This window comes from Chromobacterium vaccinii (assembly GCF_001855275.1).
In the GTDB taxonomy this organism is placed as follows: Bacteria; Pseudomonadota; Gammaproteobacteria; order Burkholderiales; family Chromobacteriaceae; genus Chromobacterium; species Chromobacterium vaccinii.
On sequence record NZ_CP017707.1, the window covers coordinates 3,589,968 to 3,607,307 of the forward strand.

15 protein-coding genes and 2 tRNA genes are annotated in these 17,340 nt (G+C 67.4%); 7 read left to right on the plus strand and 10 right to left on the minus strand.

Annotated features, from left to right (window positions below; all coding sequences use genetic code 11):
• Positions 1-62 precede the first annotated feature (62 nt).
• The 6 genes from miaB to BKX93_RS16745 all read right to left on the minus strand — a co-directional run bounded on the left by miaB (position 63) and on the right by BKX93_RS16745 (position 5,711).
• A complete protein-coding gene (gene miaB, locus BKX93_RS16720) occupies positions 63-1,397 on the minus strand; it encodes a tRNA (N6-isopentenyl adenosine(37)-C2)-methylthiotransferase MiaB (RefSeq protein ID WP_070980646.1) in 1,335 nt (444 codons plus the stop codon).
• 30 nt (positions 1,398-1,427) lie between these two features.
• Entirely contained in the window at positions 1,428-1,808 is a 381-nt protein-coding gene (locus tag BKX93_RS16725; RefSeq protein WP_070980647.1) for a hypothetical protein, read from the minus strand.
• Positions 1,809-1,895: 87 nt separating this feature from the next.
• On the minus strand, positions 1,896-3,098 hold the full coding sequence (locus BKX93_RS16730) for a cation:proton antiporter domain-containing protein (protein ID WP_070980648.1): 1,203 nt from the start codon (positions 3,096-3,098) through the stop codon (positions 1,896-1,898).
• A gap of 201 nt (positions 3,099-3,299) precedes the next feature.
• Positions 3,300-4,001 (minus strand): S4 domain-containing protein, encoded by a 702-nt coding sequence (locus BKX93_RS16735; protein ID WP_070980649.1) that lies wholly within the window; start codon positions 3,999-4,001, stop codon positions 3,300-3,302.
• A 69-nt stretch (positions 4,002-4,070) separates the two neighbouring features.
• The gene (locus BKX93_RS16740) at positions 4,071-4,988 is read right to left on the minus strand and encodes a DMT family transporter (RefSeq protein WP_070980650.1); all 918 of its coding nucleotides are present in this window, start codon (positions 4,986-4,988) and stop codon (positions 4,071-4,073) included.
• Positions 4,989-5,711: a tetratricopeptide repeat protein gene (locus BKX93_RS16745; protein WP_144408742.1), complete on the minus strand. Its 723-nt coding sequence runs from the start codon at positions 5,709-5,711 to the stop codon at positions 4,989-4,991.
• A gap of 90 nt (positions 5,712-5,801) precedes the next feature.
• On the opposite strand from BKX93_RS16745, the gene BKX93_RS16750 reads away from it, so the two are divergent.
• The 4 genes from BKX93_RS16750 (at position 5,802) to BKX93_RS16765 (ending at position 11,280) form a co-directional block, all read left to right on the plus strand.
• Positions 5,802-6,719, plus strand: coding sequence for a LysR family transcriptional regulator (locus BKX93_RS16750; RefSeq protein ID WP_046157422.1), 918 nt, complete (start codon positions 5,802-5,804; stop codon positions 6,717-6,719).
• A gap of 115 nt (positions 6,720-6,834) precedes the next feature.
• The gene (locus BKX93_RS16755) at positions 6,835-8,532 is read left to right on the plus strand and encodes a hydrogenase maturation protein (RefSeq protein WP_046157423.1); all 1,698 of its coding nucleotides are present in this window, start codon (positions 6,835-6,837) and stop codon (positions 8,530-8,532) included.
• A 132-nt stretch (positions 8,533-8,664) separates the two neighbouring features.
• Positions 8,665-9,525: an AraC family transcriptional regulator gene (locus BKX93_RS16760; RefSeq protein ID WP_070980652.1), complete on the plus strand. Its 861-nt coding sequence runs from the start codon at positions 8,665-8,667 to the stop codon at positions 9,523-9,525.
• A gap of 111 nt (positions 9,526-9,636) precedes the next feature.
• Positions 9,637-11,280, plus strand: a complete 1,644-nt coding sequence (locus tag BKX93_RS16765) for an acyl-CoA dehydrogenase family protein (RefSeq protein ID WP_070980653.1) — start codon at positions 9,637-9,639, stop codon at positions 11,278-11,280.
• Positions 11,281-11,357: 77 nt separating this feature from the next.
• Here the strand turns inward: BKX93_RS16765 and BKX93_RS16770 are convergent, their stop codons facing one another.
• From BKX93_RS16770 to BKX93_RS16785, 4 genes are all read right to left on the minus strand, one after another.
• Positions 11,358-13,049, minus strand: a complete 1,692-nt coding sequence (locus BKX93_RS16770; RefSeq protein ID WP_070980655.1) for a sensor domain-containing diguanylate cyclase — start codon at positions 13,047-13,049, stop codon at positions 11,358-11,360.
• A gap of 131 nt (positions 13,050-13,180) precedes the next feature.
• Positions 13,181-13,257: transfer RNA gene (locus tag BKX93_RS16775), tRNA-Met, on the minus strand.
• A 36-nt stretch (positions 13,258-13,293) separates the two neighbouring features.
• Positions 13,294-13,370 (minus strand) — tRNA-Met (locus BKX93_RS16780).
• An 87-nt stretch (positions 13,371-13,457) separates the two neighbouring features.
• Positions 13,458-14,615, minus strand: coding sequence for a class I SAM-dependent methyltransferase (locus tag BKX93_RS16785; protein WP_070980657.1), 1,158 nt, complete (start codon positions 14,613-14,615; stop codon positions 13,458-13,460).
• A gap of 85 nt (positions 14,616-14,700) precedes the next feature.
• Here BKX93_RS16785 and BKX93_RS16790 point away from each other — a divergent pair, with 85 nt between their 5' ends.
• The 3 genes from BKX93_RS16790 to BKX93_RS16800 all read left to right on the plus strand — a co-directional run bounded on the left by BKX93_RS16790 (position 14,701) and on the right by BKX93_RS16800 (position 17,290).
• Positions 14,701-15,459, plus strand: coding sequence for a pteridine reductase (locus BKX93_RS16790; protein ID WP_046166926.1), 759 nt, complete (start codon positions 14,701-14,703; stop codon positions 15,457-15,459).
• 75 nt (positions 15,460-15,534) lie between these two features.
• Positions 15,535-16,500: a tRNA 2-thiocytidine(32) synthetase TtcA gene (ttcA, locus tag BKX93_RS16795; RefSeq protein ID WP_070980658.1), complete on the plus strand. Its 966-nt coding sequence runs from the start codon at positions 15,535-15,537 to the stop codon at positions 16,498-16,500.
• Positions 16,490-17,290, plus strand: a complete 801-nt coding sequence (locus BKX93_RS16800; protein ID WP_021477413.1) for a polyamine aminopropyltransferase — start codon at positions 16,490-16,492, stop codon at positions 17,288-17,290. The genes ttcA and BKX93_RS16800 overlap by 11 nt, the downstream gene beginning before the upstream one ends.
• Positions 17,291-17,340: the final 50 nt, after the last annotated feature.

A 17,340-nucleotide genomic window follows, 5' to 3' on the forward strand; every position in this document is an offset into this window, starting at 1 on the left:
CGGAACCAGCCGAGCATACGCCGCGCGATGCGCATTGCATAGCAAGCCGGCTCCGTTCACGGTCAGGCGATCTCGTTGACCACCACCTCGCCGGCCAGCGAGTGCGGGCGGGCTTCGGTGATTCTGACATCCACCGTTTGGCCCAGCAGGCGCGGGTGGCCGGCGAAGTTGACCACGCGGTTGTTGGCGGTGCGCGCCGCCAGCATCGCGGCGTCTTTCTTCGAGACGTTTTCCACCAGCACGCGCTGCACGGAGCCGACCATCGCCTTATTGATCTCGAAGCCCTTGGCTTCGATCACCTCGTTCAGCGCTTCCAGACGGCGCACTTTCTCGGCGTGCGGGGTGTCGTCCGGCAGGTTGGATGCCGGCGTGCCCGGACGCGGGCTGTAGATGAACACGAAGCTGAAGTCGAACTCGCAGTCGCGCACCAGTTTCAGCGTCTGTTCGAAGTCGGCCTCGGTTTCGCCGGGGAAGCCGACGATGAAGTCCGAGCTCAGGCACAGGTCCGGGCGGATCGCGCGCAGCTTGCGGATGATGGACTTGTATTCCAGGCCGGTGTAGCCGCGCTTCATCGCCATCAGCACGCGGTCGGAGCCGCTTTGCACCGGCAGGTGCAGGTGGGAGACCAGCTTGGGCAGCTTGGCGTAGCAGTCGATGATGCGCTGGCTGAACTCGCGCGGGTGGCTGGTGGTGAAGCGGATGCGCTCCACGCCCGGGATCTCGTGCACGTATTCCAAGAGCAGCGCGAAGTCGGCGATCTCGCCGTCGCTCATCAGGCCGCGGTAGGCGTTGACGTTCTGGCCCAAGAGCGAGATTTCCTTGACGCCCTGGGCGGCGAGGCCGGCGATCTCGGTCAGCACATCCTCGAACGGGCGCGACACTTCCTCGCCGCGGGTATACGGCACCACGCAGAACGAGCAGTACTTGGAACAGCCTTCCATGATGGAGACGAAGGCCGCGCCGCCATCCACCTTGGCCGGCGGGATGTGGTCGAACTTCTCGATCTCGGGGAAGGAGATGTCCACCTGCGAGCGGCCGCTCTGCTTGCGGCTCTCGATCAGGTCCGGCAGGCGGTGCAGCGTCTGCGGGCCGAACACCACGTCGACGAAGGGCGCGCGCTTGACGATGGCGTCGCCTTCCTGGCTGGCCACGCAGCCGCCGACGCCGATGATCAGATTGGGGTTGGCTTCCTTCAGCGGGCGGATGCGGCCGAGGTCGGAGAACACTTTCTCCTGAGCCTTTTCCCGCACGCTACAGGTGTTGAACAGGATGACGTCGGCTTCTTCCGGGTTGTCCGTCTTGACCATGCCTTCGGCGCTGCCCAGCACGTCCGCCATCTTGTCGGAATCGTACTCGTTCATCTGGCAGCCGAAGGTCTTGATGTATACCTTCTTCATTGCTACTCGGTTTCCCGCTGGTATTCGGTTTCAGGGTTGGATCTGGGCCTGGCGCTGTTTCAGCGCCTCGACCTCGTCGTCGCCCAGCGCCCAGATGCGGTTGATATTGCCTTGCTGATCGAAGGTCACGCCTATGGCGCGGCCTTTCAGAGCGTTCAGTTGCCCGCTCAGCAGGAAGCGGTTGTGCTCATCGAACACGCGCAGGCCGGCGGCGAGCGCGAAATGCTGCGGTTCGACGGCGATCAGCGCCGTCAAGCGCTGCAGCAGCGTGCGGTCGGAGCGGACGAACTCGATGCCCGAGTCGTCGACGCCGGCCAGCCTGCCCATGACCAAGCCATCGGGCAGCAAGCGGCCTGCCGACGAAGGCAGGGCGAGGCAGAGCAGGCACAGCGTGGCGATGAGTTTTTTCATAGCAAATTGAACGCGTTGCGCGCGATTCTATCATAGCCGGCGGCCGATCCGGCCAAATGTTCAGGGGCAGGCCGCTGGCGGCATGCCTCAGGCGGAGGCTTCCGCGGGGCGGCCGTAGCGCTCGGCCAGCGCGAACATCATCGGGTTGAGCAGGATGGACACGATGGCGCCGGCCAGGATCAGCGCCTGGCCGCGCGCGCTGAGCAAGCCCAGCGACATGCCCAGCCCGGCCAGGATGAAGGAGAATTCGCCGATCTGCGACAGGCTGGCGGCGATGCGCAGGCTGGTGCGGCGGCTGCGGCGGAACAGGCGCACGATGCCGTAGGCCGCCGCCGATTTGCCGACCACGATGATCAGCACGGTGGCCAGCAGCACCGGGGTGTCCTTCAGCAGCACTTCCGGATCCAGCAGCATGCCCACCGACACGAAGAACAGCACGGCGAACGCCTCGCGCAGCGGCAGCGATTCCTCGGCGGCGCGGTGGCTGAACGGCGATTCCGCCATCACCATGCCGGCGAAGAAGGCGCCCAGCGCGAACGAGATCTGGAACAGCTGGGTGGCGCCGTAGGCCACGCCCAGCGCGGTGGCCAGCACGCCCAGCCGGAACAGCTCGCGGTTGCCGGTATGGACGATGCGCTCCAGCATCCACGGAATGAAGCGGCGGCCCACCAGCAGCATCAGCGCGACGAAAGCGGCCACCTTGGCCATGGTCATCGCCAGCGTCCAGCCCAACTGAGTCAGCGACGGCGCGGCCTGCCCGCCGCCCAGCGCGCCGGCGAAGGCCGGCAGCAGCACCAGGGTGAGCACCATCACCAGATCCTCCACCACCAGCCAGCCCACCGCCACCTTGCCGTCCTCGCTGTCCAGCCAGCCGTATTCCTCCAGCGCGCGCAACAGCACCACGGTGCTGGCCACCGACAGCGCCAGGCCGAACACCACCCCCTCGCCCAAGGGCCAGCCGAGGAAATGGGACAGGCCCATGCCCAGCAGCGTCGCGACCGCGATCTGCACCAGCGCGCCGGGGACGGCGATGGCCTTCACCGCCATCAAATCCTTGATCGAGAAATGCTGGCCGACGCCGAACATCAGCAGGATCACCCCCAGCTCAGCCAGCTCCGGCGCCAGCGCGGTATCCGCTTGGAAGCCCGGCGTGAACGGGCCGACCAGGATGCCGGCGCAGAGATAGCCCACCAGCGGCGGCAGCCTGAGGCGCAAGGCCAGCGCGCCGAGCGCGAAGGCGAAGACCAGGCCGCCGACGATGGTGGTGATCAAGGGGGTGTCGTGAGGCATGGGCGGAATTCCGGTTGAATGGCTGGATGATATAAAGACGGAATATCGGGAACCGAGTTCCGATAAATTTATTTTTTATTCAACTTTCATTTTGGCACGAAGCCGTCCCGCGCCGGCGGGGCAATACGCATCGCCGTCGCATGGAAAACCGGAGGCGGGCAGCCCGCGCGGGGGTGTCCGGCGGGCTGGCGCGGGCAAGGATCAGAAGCGTTCGAACGGCTGCAGATAGCGCCATTGTCCCGGCTGCAGCCCGGCCAGGGCCAGGCGGCCGATGCGGATGCAGCGCGCGCTTTGCAGGTTGACGCCGAGTTGGCGGCTGATTTCGGCGAAGAAGCCGTCGCCCGGCGCGTAAACCGCGCAGCGCAGCTGGTGGTCGCTCTGGCGGCTGATCTTGCACTGGCGCAAGGGCTTGCCGTCCAGGCGGATGGCGGCGACGCGCGCTTTCAACTCGTCGGCCGCCGGCGCCCGCTCCACTTGCAGCAGGAATTCCATCTCGCACTCGGCCAGATGGCGCGGCAGCTTTTTATCCTGGGTCAGGACCAGCAGGCCGTGGCAGCGCTCATCCACGGCGCCGAGGACGCTCAGGTGCTGGCGGTGGCGCGCCAGCCATACTTGTTCCGCGCCGTCCTGCGGCGAGCGGCTGCCCGGCCCCAGCAGCTGCGCCGGCGGCGCGTCCTCGCCCGCCGGGCGGTTCAGCAGCATCGTCACCGGCAGCGTCGCCAAAGCCTGCGGCGTTCCGGCCAGCGTGATTTGCTGTTCCGGCCGCACCCGCGCGCCCAGCGTATTGACCACTTTGCCGTCCACTTTAACCAAGCCCTGCTCGATGCAGGCGTCGGCTTCGCGCCGCGAGCAAAGGCCCAGTTCCACCATGCGCTTGGACAGGCGCACGCTTGTCTCATCCATTGATCCACCCCCTGTCAAACGGACGGCGATTATCCGTTGCCGCCCGCGGGCTGGCAACGGAAACAAGGCTCAGGTTGAACGGGAGGGCGGCTGGCCGCGCCAGGGGGCTGGGTTGCCGAGCGCGATGCCGGCGATGGCCAGCGCGCCGCCGACCGCCATTTCCAGCGACAGGCGCTCCCCCAGCAGGCCGGCGCCCAGCAGTACCGCGCAGAGCGGATTGAGGGCGATGAACAGTCCGGCGCGGGCGGCGCCGATCCGGCGGATGCCGTCGTAGTACCAGATATAGGCCAGCGCCGAGCCTAGCGCGCCCAGATAGAGCAGCCCGCCCCATTGCGCGGCGTCCAGCTTGCCGATGGCGGCGAGGCTGGCGTCGCCGCGCAGCCATGCAGCCAGCCACAGCATCGCCGTGCCCAGCAGGATGGACCAGGTGGCCGTCTGCAGCGGCCCCAGCGCCTGCGACAGGCCGCGCGAACCGACGCTGTACGCCGCCCAGCAGGCGACGCAGCCCAGGATCAGCAGATCGCCGCCGCCATCGGCCGCGCCGGCCAGGCACAGCGCGACGCCGACCAGCTTGAGCGGCGGCAAGGCTTCCTTCAGCAGCAGGAAGGAGGCCAGCGCGATCATGGCCGGATTGAGCGCGACGATCAGCGAAGCCCGGGCGGCGCCGATGCGCTGCAGGCCGTAGAAGAAAAACAGGTTGTAGCCGAACACGCCGAGCAGGCCCAGCGCGGACAGCCGCAGCATTTGTCCGGGAGCCGGGCGGACCAGCGGCGTGCGCGTCAACGCCAGGCAGCCCAGCAGCGTCGCGCTGGCGATGGCGAAGCGCAGGCTGGCGGCCAGCAGCGGGGGCAGGCCGCCGGCCAGCGCTTTGCCGGCGATGAAGGTGCCGCCCCAGATCGCGGAGACCAGGGTCAGGCGCAGATAGAGCCAGCGCGAGGGGAGGCGGCTGGCGGTGGGCGGCGCGCCGGCGCCGGGAGTCGAAGGCATTCAAGCCAGTCCGGTGTTGGAGCGACCGAAGCATGCATCCGCGCCGGTCAGCATCCGCAGCATGCGGGCATGGAACTGCGGCCGCTCTGCCCAAAGTCTGCGGGACTGCGCGAGGAAAAGCGCGGATTCCTGCCGGCATCCCAGGGCTTGAAGGGCGCGCATCGCGGCGTAGATGCCGTAAAGGTTGTCCTGACGCTGCCTCAGGGCCGCCAACGCCAGCGGCAGGGCTTGCTCGGCCTGGTCCGCGTCGGCAAGAACATAGGCATGGATGGACAGGTAGTACGGGTAAAGGCAGTGGCTTGCTTCGATATGCTTGGCGCAGCGCGCCAAGTCCTCGCGCAGCGCGCGGGGCTGGCCGAGGCAGCAGTCAAAGATATGGGTGCAGAACAATGCCACGACATCCGCCGGGTGGCGGCGCAGATGGTTGCCGAATTGCGCTCGCGCCAGGCGATGCTCCTTCGCTTCCCAATGCAGGCAGGCGGACTCGAGGGTTGAAACGACGGACTGCGCATGCTGTCCGCGAATGCGCTGGGCCAGCTGCGGCAGCGCTTGCGGACGACAGAACGCGATATCGTCGAAGCCGCTGAGCAGCGCCTGGAGCCGAACGCTTTCGCGAGCGAGGGGCAGGGGATGGCGTCCCGCTTCTTGCAATGACAGAAAACGATGGCTGAGGGCGGGGCAGAGCGAAGAGACGCCGTCTATCGGAGAATGGGTGTCTGGCATGGCGAGGTCTGGTTTTGGCGCGATTGAATATTTTTATGCTCATTTTCAATGATAGTAAAATGAGTAAAAACTCATGACTGGTTTGCAAAGATGACGCTGACTCAACTGGAAATCTTTTCCCTGGTCGCCGAGCTGCAAAACTTCACCGCCGCCGCCGCCCGGCTGGGCATTTCCCAGTCCGGCGTGTCCCATGCGATGCGCGAGCTGGAGCGGGAGCTGGGCGTGGAGCTGCTGCGCCGCGGGCAGGGCAAGGCGGAACCCACCGACATCGGCTTGCAGGCGCTGCGGCGGGCCAGGGGCATGCTGGGGCTGGCCGAGGCGATGCGGCAGGAGGCCTCCGACGCGCGCGGCTTGCGTCGCGGCACGCTGCGCATCGGCTCTTTCGGCCCCACCGCATCGCTGCGCCTGCTGCCTTTGCTGCTGGCGCATTATCGGCGGCTGCATCCCGGCATCGAGATCCGCGTCGACGAGGGGCCGGATGAGCAGGCGCTGCAATGGCTGCAGCAACGGCGGGTGGATATCGCCTTCGCGGTGCTGCCGGATCCCAGGTTCGTCACTTGTCCGCTGATCGAGGATCAAATGATGGCGGTGCTGCCCGCCGGCCACGCGTTGGCGGAGCGGGAGCGCGTGGCGCTGGGCGAGCTGTGCGCGGAGCCGTTCGCGCTGACCGGCGCGGGCTCGGGCGAGTTGGTGGGCAGGCTGTTCCAGGCCGAGCGCCTGCGGCCCGACATTCGCTATCGCTGCGGGCAATTGCTCAGCACGCTGGAAATGGTGGCGCGCGGCGATGCGGTGACGGTGGTGGCGGAATTGTCGCTGCCGTCGCGGCCTTATGTGGAAGGCTATGTCAGTCGTCCTTTGTCGCCCGCGGTGCGGCGCCAGGTGGGGTTGGCGATGCTGGACGAAGAGGAGGCGAGCCTGGCGGCGCGGGCATTCATGAAAATGGCGGCGCGACTGCGGAGCGAGGGCGGGCTGGAGGAGGCGAGACTGGCGTCAGCTGGCGGCACCTGACCCTTGGGTCAGGCGCGCAATGACGAATGCATTAAAATTGTTTTGAGTCAAATTGTTCCCCCGATCGGCTGCGTAGCATGCGGCGCTTGTCCGAGCCCATACGCGGGAGAATGCAGTGCAAGCCTTGAGAATCGTTTTGCTGTCCACGGCCTTCAACGGCCTGACCCAGCGCGCCTGGCTGGAGTTGCGCGAATCCGGCCACAAGCCGAGCGTGGTGCTGTTCACCGACGCCGACGAAGTGGCGCGCCAAGTGAGGGGGGCGCGACCGCAGCTGGTGATTTGCCCCTTCCTGAAGGACAGGGTGCCGGCCGAGTTGTGGCGGGACAGTCCGTTTCCGGTAGTGATCGTCCATCCCGGCATCGTCGGCGACCGCGGCGCGTCGGCGCTGGACTGGGCGATCATGAAGGGCGAGAAGCGCTGGGGCGTGACCGCGCTGCAGGCGGTGGAGGAGATGGACGCCGGGCCGGTGTGGTCCAGCCGCGAGTTCGATCTGCCGCCGGGCATCCGCAAGTCCGAGCTCTACAACGGACCGGTCAGCGACGCCGCGATGTACTGCATCCGCGACGTGGTGGAGAAGTTCGCCGGCGGCTACCAGCCGCAGGCGGTCGATTACGCCGACCCGCAGGTGGCCGGCCGGCTGCAGCCGAACATGAAGCAGGCCGACCGCGCCTTCGACTGGCGCCAGCCGGCGGCCGAGATCAAGCGCCGCATCGACGCCGCCGACGGCCAGCCCGGCGTGTTGGCCGATCTGGCCGGCGGCCGTTATTTCCTGTGCGACGCCCATCTCGACCACCGGACCGGCGAGCCGGGCCGCATCCTGGCGGTGCACGACGACGCGGTGCTGGTGGCCTGCGGCGACGCCAGCCTGTGGATAGGATCGGTGCGGCGGCAGCCGGCGCCGGGCGAGGAAACCTTCAAGCGGCCGGCCCGCCACGAACTGGGCCGCCTGCTGGACGGCGCGCCCCGGCTGGAGTGGGCGGTGGATACCCATCCGCATTGCGAGGAGAGCTACCAGCCCATCCGCTACCGCGAGGTGGGCCGGGTGGGCGAGCTGACTTTCGAGTTCTACAACGGCGCGCTCAGCACCGAGCACTGCCAGCGCCTGGTGCGGGCCTTGCAATGGGCGAAGCGGCAGGACACCCGGGTGCTGCTGATACGCAGCGGCCGCGGCAGCTTCTGCAACGGCGTCCATCTCAACGTGATCCAGGCGGCGGAGCGCCCGGGCGAGGAGGCGTGGCGCAACATACAGGCGATAGACGACGTCTGCCTGGAAATCCTTACCGCGCCGCAGCTGACGGTGGCCGGCGTGGCCGGCAACGCCGGCGCCGGCGGGGTGATGATGGCGCTGGCGGCCGACGTGGTGCTGGCGCGGCAGGGGGTGGTGCTGAATCCGCATTATGCGACCATGGGCCTGTACGGCTCCGAATACTGGACCTATACCCTGCCGCGCGCGGTGGGCGGCGAGACGGCGGCCAGGCTGTGCGGCGACTGCCTGCCCATCGGCGCGCGCCAGGCCTGGCGGTTGGGCATGGTGCAGGACATCGGCCCGCGCGATCCGGAAACCTTCGGCAGCTGGCTGCTGAGCATGGCCGCGGCGGCGGAGCGCAACTGGCCGGAGCTTGCCCGGCGCAAACAGGAGCTGGACCCGGCCCGGCTGCAGCAGTGCCGGCGCGCGGAGCTGGACGAAATGCGGCAGGACATGCTGGAAAACCGCCGCGGCTTCGCCGAGCGCTGCCAGGGTTTCGTGTTGAAGCGCCGCGCCTGCCGCACGCCGGAGCGCCTGATCGAGGACTGGGCGCGCGCGGTAGACTGAGGCGCATCCGGCGCCGGGTGTATTGTATGCTGGCATGCCCGGCGCCGGTTCCGGACGCGGCGTGAAATAGAGCAAGCCGCGTCAAGAAGGTTTTCGCGCATTCCCGCATAGTGGCCGCCATGGAGGACGAGCATGGATAAGGCGGACCGCTACGCGCGGCGTTTCGAAAAAGTATTGGATTACATCGCCAGCCATCTGGACCAGCCGCTCGACGTCGAGCGCCTGAGCCAGCTGGCCCACTTCTCGCGCTTCCATTTCCACCGACAGTTTTCAGCGTATCTGGGCGTGGGCGTGGCCCGCTACATCCTGATGCAGCGGCTGCGCCGGGCGTCGTACTGGCTGGCGTTTCAGCCGCGGCGCAAGATCACCTCCATCGCGCTGGACTGCGGTTTCGACAATCCCGAATCGTTTTCGCGCGCTTTCCGGCAAGCGCTGGGTTGTTCGCCCAGCGAGTTCCGGCGCCGTCCGGATTGGCCGGGCTGGCATGCGCGGATGACGCCTCCCTTCAGAGAGAGAATGGACAGCATGGAAGTCAACATCATCACCGTAGAGTCCGTCATGGTGGCGGCGCTGGAACACCTGGGGCCCCCGGAGCGGGTCAACGACAGCGCGCTGCGCTTCATCGAGTGGCGCAAGGCGAGCGGCTTGTCGCCGGTCGCCGGCAGCCAGACCTACGGCATCGCCTACGACAATCCGGAAACCGCGGAGCCGGAACGGTTCCGCTTCGACATCTGCGGCAGCGTCGCGGGGCCTGTGCCGGCCAATCCGCAAGGCGTGATCGTTAAACAGATTCCGGGCGGGCGCTGCGCGGTGGCCCGCCACCATGGATCGCACCACAATCTGGGCGACACGATCTGGTACCTGTACCGGGAGTGGCTGCCGGCCAGCGGCGAGGTGCTGCGGGATTTTCCTGTGTATTTCCACTACCTGAACCTGGCCAGCGACACGCCGGAGCATTTGCTGCTGACCGACGTGCATCTGCCGCTGCGCTGATGCGCTTTGGGCCGGCTGCGGCCGGCGGTCCGGTCCGCTAAGCTGAAGCGATGGAGCAAACGTTCATTTGAGCGCCGCCGAGAGGCGGCGCGGCCATTCGGGAGCGCGCGCATGAGCTGGCAGACCCACGAGGTGAGCAATCAGTACGACGAGTTGCAGGATTACAAGCTGTTCGATACCGATCCGGCGTTGAAGGAGGCGCTGCATCGCGCCGGCGCGGACTGGGCGGCGACTTGGCTGGCCGATTACGGCGAGCGGCTGGGCCGCGCGGCGACCTTCGAGCTGGCCGAGCAGGCCAACCGCTGCGCGCCGCAGCTGCAGGCCTTCGACCGCCGCGGCCGGCGCATCGACCGCGTCGAATTCCATCCGTCCTGGCACGAGCTGCTGGCGCTGTACCGCGCCCAGGGGCTGGTGTCTCTGCCGTTCGACAACGAGCGCAAGGGACGCTGGACCGCCTTCCTGGCCGGGTTCTACCTGCACGGCCAGGTGGAGGCCGGCACCCTGTGTCCGGCCACCATGACCCAGGCGGCGACTCCGCTGCTGAGGCGGGAGCCGGCGCTGTGGGCGCAGTTGGGCGACAAGCTGCTCTGTCGCGAATACGACGCGCGCGACCTGCCGGCCGAACGCAAGGCGTCGGTCTGGCTGGGCATGGGCATGACCGAGAAACAGGGCGGATCCGACGTGCGCGCCAACGCCACCACCGCGACGCCGCTGGGCGCCGGCGGGCGCGGCGGCGAGTACGCGCTGCGCGGCCACAAGTGGTTCTATTCCGCGCCGATGAGCGACGCCCACCTGGTGGTGGCGCAGTTGCGCGACGGCGGCCCGTCCTGCTTCTACGTGCCGCGCTGGCGGCCGGACGGCAGCCGCAACGCGGTGGCGATCCAGCGCTTGAAGGACAAGGTGGGCAACCGCAGCAACTCCAGCAGCGAGGTGGAGTTCCAGGACGCCTGGGGCGTGCTGATCGGCGATCCCGGCCGCGGCATTCCCACCATCATCGAGATGGCCGCCTATACCCGGCTCAATTGCGTGATCGGCAGCGCGGCCTTGATCCGCCAGGGCCTGGTCCAGTCCATCGCCTACGCCCGCCGGCGCGTCGCCTTCGGCAAGCGCCTGGCTGAGCAGCCGCTGATGCGCGCGGTGCTGGCCGATCTGGCGCTGGAGAGCGAGGCGGCGCTGCGGCTGGCGGCGCGGCTGGCCGAGGGTTTCGAAAACGACGAGCCGGCCTGGAAGCGCATCGTCGCGCCGGCGGCCAAGTTCTGGGTGTGCAAGCGCGCGGTGGAGCTGGCCGGCGAAACCATGGAAGTGTTCGGCGGCAACGGCTACGTCGATGCCGGGCCGATGGCGCGGCTGTTCCGCGAGGCGCCGGTCAATTCGATCTGGGAAGGCTCGGGCAATGTGATGTGCCTGGACGTGATGCGGGCGCTGCAGCGCGAGCCGGAAGCCTGGCAGCGGCTGTTGGACGAGTTGGCCGGGCTGGCGGGCGGCGATCGCCGGCTGCGCGCCGCGCTGGCGGATCTCATGGCGATGGCGGCCTTGTCCGCGCCGGAGCTTGAGGTTCTGGGCCGGCGCTTCGCCCAACAGCTGGCGCTGACCGCGCAAGGCTGCTTGCTGCGGGCTTGCGCGCCGGCGGCGGTAGCCGACGGCTTCATCGCCAGCAGGCTGGCGGATGGGCACTGGGGGCGGGTGGCTGGCGCGCTGGACGCGCGGGCAGTGGATGTCGGCTATCTGCTGGAGCGGGCGCTGCCGGGCAGTTGACTGCCATTCTGGACGCCAAGCGCCGCGCTGTGGATAAATCGCGCGGCGAGCCACGGGTTGTGGGTAAGTTGGCCGGATCAGGCCGTCGCCTCGGCTTCGACCCGGTTGCGGCCGCCGGCCTTGGCGCGGTACAGCGCCAGATCGGCGCGCTTCACTGCCGCTTCCGGCTGCGCGTCCGCGGCGTCGGCAGTGGCTAACCCTATGCTGATCGTGATGCGGCCGACATCCGGCGCCTGAGATTGCTCGACGGCGGCGCGGATCTTTTCGGCCAGCACCGCCGCGCCTGAGGCATCGGTTTCGGGCAGCAGCAGCAGGAATTCCTCGCCGCCGAAGCGCGCGACGAAGTCGGTGGCGCGCGCCGAATTCAGCAGCGTGTCGGCGATGTGGCGCAGCACGCGGTCGCCGGCATCGTGGCCGAAAGTGTCGTTGACGCGCTTGAAGTGGTCGGCGTCCAGCAGCAACACCGCATACGGCGCGCCGGTGCGGCCATAGCGGAGGTGTTCTTCCTGCAGCTGCTCATTGGCGGCCATGCGGTTGTGCAGGCCGGTCAACGCATCGTGGCGCGCCTGCTGCGCCAGTTCCGTGGCTTTTTGCACCAGCAGCCGGTTGGACTCGCGCAGTTGCTCGGTGCGGTCCGCCACCATTTGCTCCAGGTTGGCGTTGACGTCGGCCAGTTGCTGCTTGCGGGCGAGCAGGGCGTTGGTCATGTTTCGCATTGCTTCCGACAATAGGCGCAGTTCCTGGGTGCCGCCGGGTATTTCCCAGTCGGCATCCTCTTCGCCGCGGCCGACGCGCTTCGCGGTGCCGGCCAGTTGTTCCAGCGGCCGGCTGAACGAGGTGGCCAGCTTATATACCGCGGCCATCAGCAGCGCGCTGGCGGCCAGGCCCAGCAGCATCAAGGCGCCGCGCAGACGGTTCAGCGCCGCCAGCGCCTGTTGCTGGGGCTGGCGGACGATCACTCGCCAGTTCAGCGCCGCCTCCCGCACCTGGGACTCGCCGTACAGGTAGTCGCCGCCGCCGGGCCAGGGGCCGAGGCGGAAGGTCTGCTCCGCGGACATCGGCGCCGGGGCCTGTGTTTTTCCCACCGCCTCGAACGGCGATAGCAGGTTGTTCTGCCGGTCGACGATGAAGGTTTCCAGGCCTGACTTGGCGGGCAGCCGCTCCCGTATGATGTCTTCCACCCAGTCCCATAGCGCGTGGGTGGCCAGCACGCCGCGCAGCTTGCCCGTCGGATCGTAGATCGGGGAGGCGAAATCGACGAAGCGCAGCGGTTCGCTCTGGCTTGAGGAATTGGGGAGCAGCTTGGCCAGCAGCACGGCCTGGTGGATGTCGCCGACGAAAGGCGCGTGCTGGCCGTGGATGAACCAGGGCCGCTTGGCGGCGCTCTGGCCGACCAGCATGCCGCCGGCGGCGGAAACGATCTTGCCTTGCGTGTCGGCGATGCCGATCCAGGCGTAGTACTTGTAGGCTTGCTTGGTGCGCTCCAGGCTCTGGCGCAGGTCGCCGCCGTCCAGCGGCGCCCGGACATAGGTGGGGCTTTGCGCCAGCAACAGCACTTCGCGGTGGCGTTCCCGCAGATTGCTTGCGATGGCCTTGGCGATGCTGCCGGCCAGGCTGTTCATCGCCTCCCCCTGGTCGCGCACGATGCGGTCGGACAGCACCTGGTCGAGGCAGACGGCGGCCAGCAGCGCCGAGGCGAGAAACAGTCCGCCGAACAGGATGGCCAGCCTAAGCCGGAAGCTGCCGAGCAGGGAGTGGGGGCGGGTCATGGCGGGCCTGGCGAATGGGGCGATGCTTGATTATAGCGCCGGGCCGCATGGTTCATGCGCGCTAGGCGCGCGCCTGTTTTCGGGAGCGGGGAGCGCAAAAAAGGCCAGCTTGCGCTGGCCTTTTTTGTATTTGGTGGCGAATCAGGGACTCGAACCCCGGACCTGCGGATTATGATTCCGTCGCTCTAACCGACTGAGCTAATTCGCCGTGGAGAAACCGCTCGCGCGTCTTCTCGTCAAACTGTGGTGGCGAATCAGGGACTCGAACCCCGGACCTGCGGATTATGATTCCGTCGCTCTAACCGACTGAGCTAATTCGCCACATTTCGATGCTGTCGCACCGAGACGCGAACTATACGCAGCGCCCCGGGAGCTGTCAAGCGCCTTTTGCGGGATTGTGGCGGCGGCTCACAGCGTATAGCAGCGGTCGCCGCGGGCGAAGCCCAGCCAGTCTATGGAAACGCCTTTGCCGAAGCCCATCGCCTTGAAGGTTTCGCCCATTTCCTGCGGCGACAGCAAGCGCTGCGCCGCCTTGGCCACCGGCAGGTAGGTTTTGACGTCGTTGGCGTCCAGCGACTGCAGCCGGTCGACCAGGCCGCAGTTGACCAGGAATTGCGCCTGGCTGGTATAGCCTATCAGGTCGAGGCCGGCATCGACGCCGCTCTGGGCGACGGCGCTGAAGTCGACGTGGCAGGTCAGGTCCATCAGGCCGGGCAGGTAGAACGGGTCCTGCACCGTGTGGTGGCGGTAGTGGCCCAGCAGCGTGCCCATGCTGCGCTCCGGGTGGTAGTACTCGGACGCGGCGTGGCCGTAGTCGATCATCAGGATGGCGCCGCGGGCCAGCGCGCCGGCGACGGTGGATATGAAGCCGCGGTTGGCCAGGCTGATCTCGGTCTCGTAGCGCGGGATGTCCGGCACCAGCTGCGCGGCGAGCTCCGCCAGCCGGGCGTCGGCGAAATCGCGGTCTTCATAGGCGAGAGCGCCGTCGCGGACGGTGACGCCGCGCTGGCGAAGCTGGCGGTTTTCGTCGCGGAACACCATCTCGCAGGGCATCGCGTCCAGCAATTCATTGCCGATGACGATGCCGTCGATCGCGTCCGGCAGCCGGTCGGCCCATTCGACGCGGCCGGCCAGGTGCGGCAGCGCGGCGCGGATGTTGTCGCGCTGGCGTTCCACCAGATCCGGCGACAGGTCCAGGATCACGTATTTTTGCGGCAAGCAGCCCAGCGCCTCCAGCTCGGCCAGCAGGTCTATCGCCAGCTTGCCGGTGCCGGCGCCGAATTCGTAGATGGCGCCGGCGGTCTGCGGCAGCAACTCGGCCAACTGGCGGGCCAGCGACTGGCCGAACAGCGGCGTCAGTTCCGGCGCGGTGATGAAATCGCCGCTCTCGCCCAGCTTGCTGCTGCCGGCCGCGTAATAGCCCATGCCGGGCGCGTAGAGCGCCAATTCCATATAATGCGAAAAGGGTATCCAGCCGCCGGCGTCGGCGACGGCCTGGCTGATGCGGCCGCACAGGGCCTGGCTGGTGGCCAGCGCTTCTGGACTGGCGGCGGGTAAGGTGGTCATGGCTGTCGTCCTGCTACAATGTGGCGCGATTGTGGTGCAAAGCGCAGCGCCCGTGAAGGGGCGAGGAATTCGATTCGAGGAAGCAATGCTAACAGAGCGACAACAAGATGAGCGCGTGGTCCTGATCACCGGCGCCGCGCGCCGGGTGGGGGCGGGCATCGCCCGGCTGCTGCACGCGCGCGGGCTGAGGCTGGTGTTGCACTACCGAGGTTCGCGCGCCGACGCCGAGGCGCTGGCGGCGGAATTGAACGCGATTCGGCCGGACAGCGCCAAGCTGGCCCAGGCCGATCTGCTGGACGCGGCGGCGCTGCCGGAGCTGGCGGCGCGGGCGGTGGCGGCCTTTGGCCGGCTGGACGGCCTGGTCAACAACGCGTCCAGTTTCTTCCCGACGGAAGTGGGCCGGATCGACGAGGCGGCCTGGCACGATTTGATGGGCAGCAATCTGAAAGCGCCGCTGTTTCTCAGCCAGGCGCTGGCGCCGGAGCTGACGCGGCGCGGCGGCGCCATCGTCGGCATCGCCGACATCCATGTGGACAGGCCGATGGCGCGGCATGTGGTGTACAACCTGGCCAAGGCCGGCCACGCCCAGCTGATCCGCAGCCTGGCGATCGAGCTGGCGCCGGCGGTGCGGGTCAACGGCGTGGCGCCGGGCGTCAATCTGTGGCCGGAGAGCGAGGCTTCGTTCGACGCGGCGGGGCGCGAAGCGATCGAGGCGAGCATACCGCTGCGGCGCACCGGCGTGCCGGAAGACATCGCCCGGGCCGTGGCTTTCCTGCTGCTGGACGCGACTTACGTCACCGGCCAGATCCTGGCGGTGGATGGCGGCCGCGGCATCGTGCTGTGACGGTTTTCCGCCGCCATGGATTTTGGCGGCGGGAAACGGTAAAATCGCCTGTTTTTCAATTTCTTAGCCGTACCCATGTCCGAACTGAACGCCGCGCTCGACGACAAGGCCAAGAAGGCCGCGTTTGAAGGCAACAAACTGGCCAAGCGCCTGCGCCACCACGTCGGTGACGCCATCAATGATTTCAACATGATCGAAGAGGGCGACCGCGTGATGGTCTGCCTGTCGGGCGGCAAGGACAGCTATACCTTGCTGGACATCCTGCTGGGCCTGCAGAAGTCCGCGCCGATCAACTTCTCCATCGTCGCGGTCAATCTGGACCAGAAGCAGCCGGGCTTCCCCGAGCACGTGCTGCCGCAATACCTGCAGTCCATCGGCGTGGAGTACCGCATCGTCGAGGAAGACACCTACTCCATCGTCAAGCGGCTGGTGCCGGAAGGCAAGACCACCTGCAGCCTGTGCTCGCGGCTGCGCCGCGGCATCCTGTACCGCGTGGCGGACGAGTTGGGCGCCACCAAGATCGCGCTGGGCCACCACCGCGACGACATCCTGCACACGCTGTTCCTGAACATGTTCTACGGCGGCAAGATGAAGGCGATGCCGCCCAAGCTGGTGTCCGACGACGGCCGCCACATGGTGATCCGCCCGCTGGCCTATTGCCGCGAGAAGGACATCATCCGCTACGCCGATTGGAAAGAATTTCCGATCATCCCGTGCAATCTGTGCGGCTCGCAGCCCAATCTGCAGCGCCAGGTGGTCAAGGAGATGGTCAACGACTGGGACAAGCGCTTCCCCGGCCGCGTCGAGAGCATGTTCCGCGCGCTGCAAAACGTCGTTCCGTCGCATCTGGCCGACACCGGGCTGTACGATTTCGCGTCGCTGAAAACCGGCGACGCGCCTTTCGCCGACGGCGACACCGCCTTCGACAAGGAAGAGTTCCGCGATCCGGCGCCGGATGCGGACGACGCGGGCGAGGCTGCGCCGAAGCGCACCATCAGCATCCTGGATTCCCGCGGCAAGGAGGCCGGCTGTGGCGCGTAGGGCGCTGCACCCGTTCCGCCGCCGCGTGCGGCCGGCGGTGGAGGCGATGCCGGAGGTGGAGATCTCGGAAGAGGGCAATATCCGTTCGCTGCACCTGGGCTCGGAAACGATACAGAGCTCGATGGACCTCGACGATCCGCCGGATCTGGTGCTGTCCTACAGCCGCGCGATGATGGGCTTTCTGCTGTGGAACGACGATCCCAAGCACATCCTGCAGATCGGCCTGGGCGGCGGATCATTCGCCCGCTTCATCGATGAGTACCTGCCGGACGCCGTCAGCGTGGCGGTGGACATCAATCCGCAGGTGATCGCGGTGGCGCGCGCCTTCTTCCAGTTGCCGGAGGAGGGCGATTTCTTCGAGATCGTCGAGGCCGACGGCGCCGATTACGTGAAGATCTTCCGCGGCTCCACCGACGCGATCCTGGTGGACGGCTTCGATGGCCTGCAGATCGTCGACGCGCTGACGACGGAAGACTTCTTCGAGGACTGCAAGCGCGCGCTGAGCCCCAAGGGCGTGTTCGTCACCAACTGGTGGAGCGGGGACAAGCGCTACCAGGCTTTCATCGAACGGCTGTTGAACGTTTTCGAGGGGCGGGTGATCGAACTGCCTGCCGCCACCCATGGCAACGTCGCGGTGATCGCTTTCCGCCAGAGCCCGACGCTGACGCAGTGGGAGGCGCTGAAAAAGCGCGCCGACGAGCTGGAGGGGCGCTTCGGGCTGGAGTTCGGCGAGTTCGTCAACCGGCTGAAGCAGACCAACCAGCAGACCGCCGGGCACCTGTTGATCTGAGCCAGGACAAATCCGCCGCGAAAAGCGCGCGGCGGTTACGTTTGCTTACC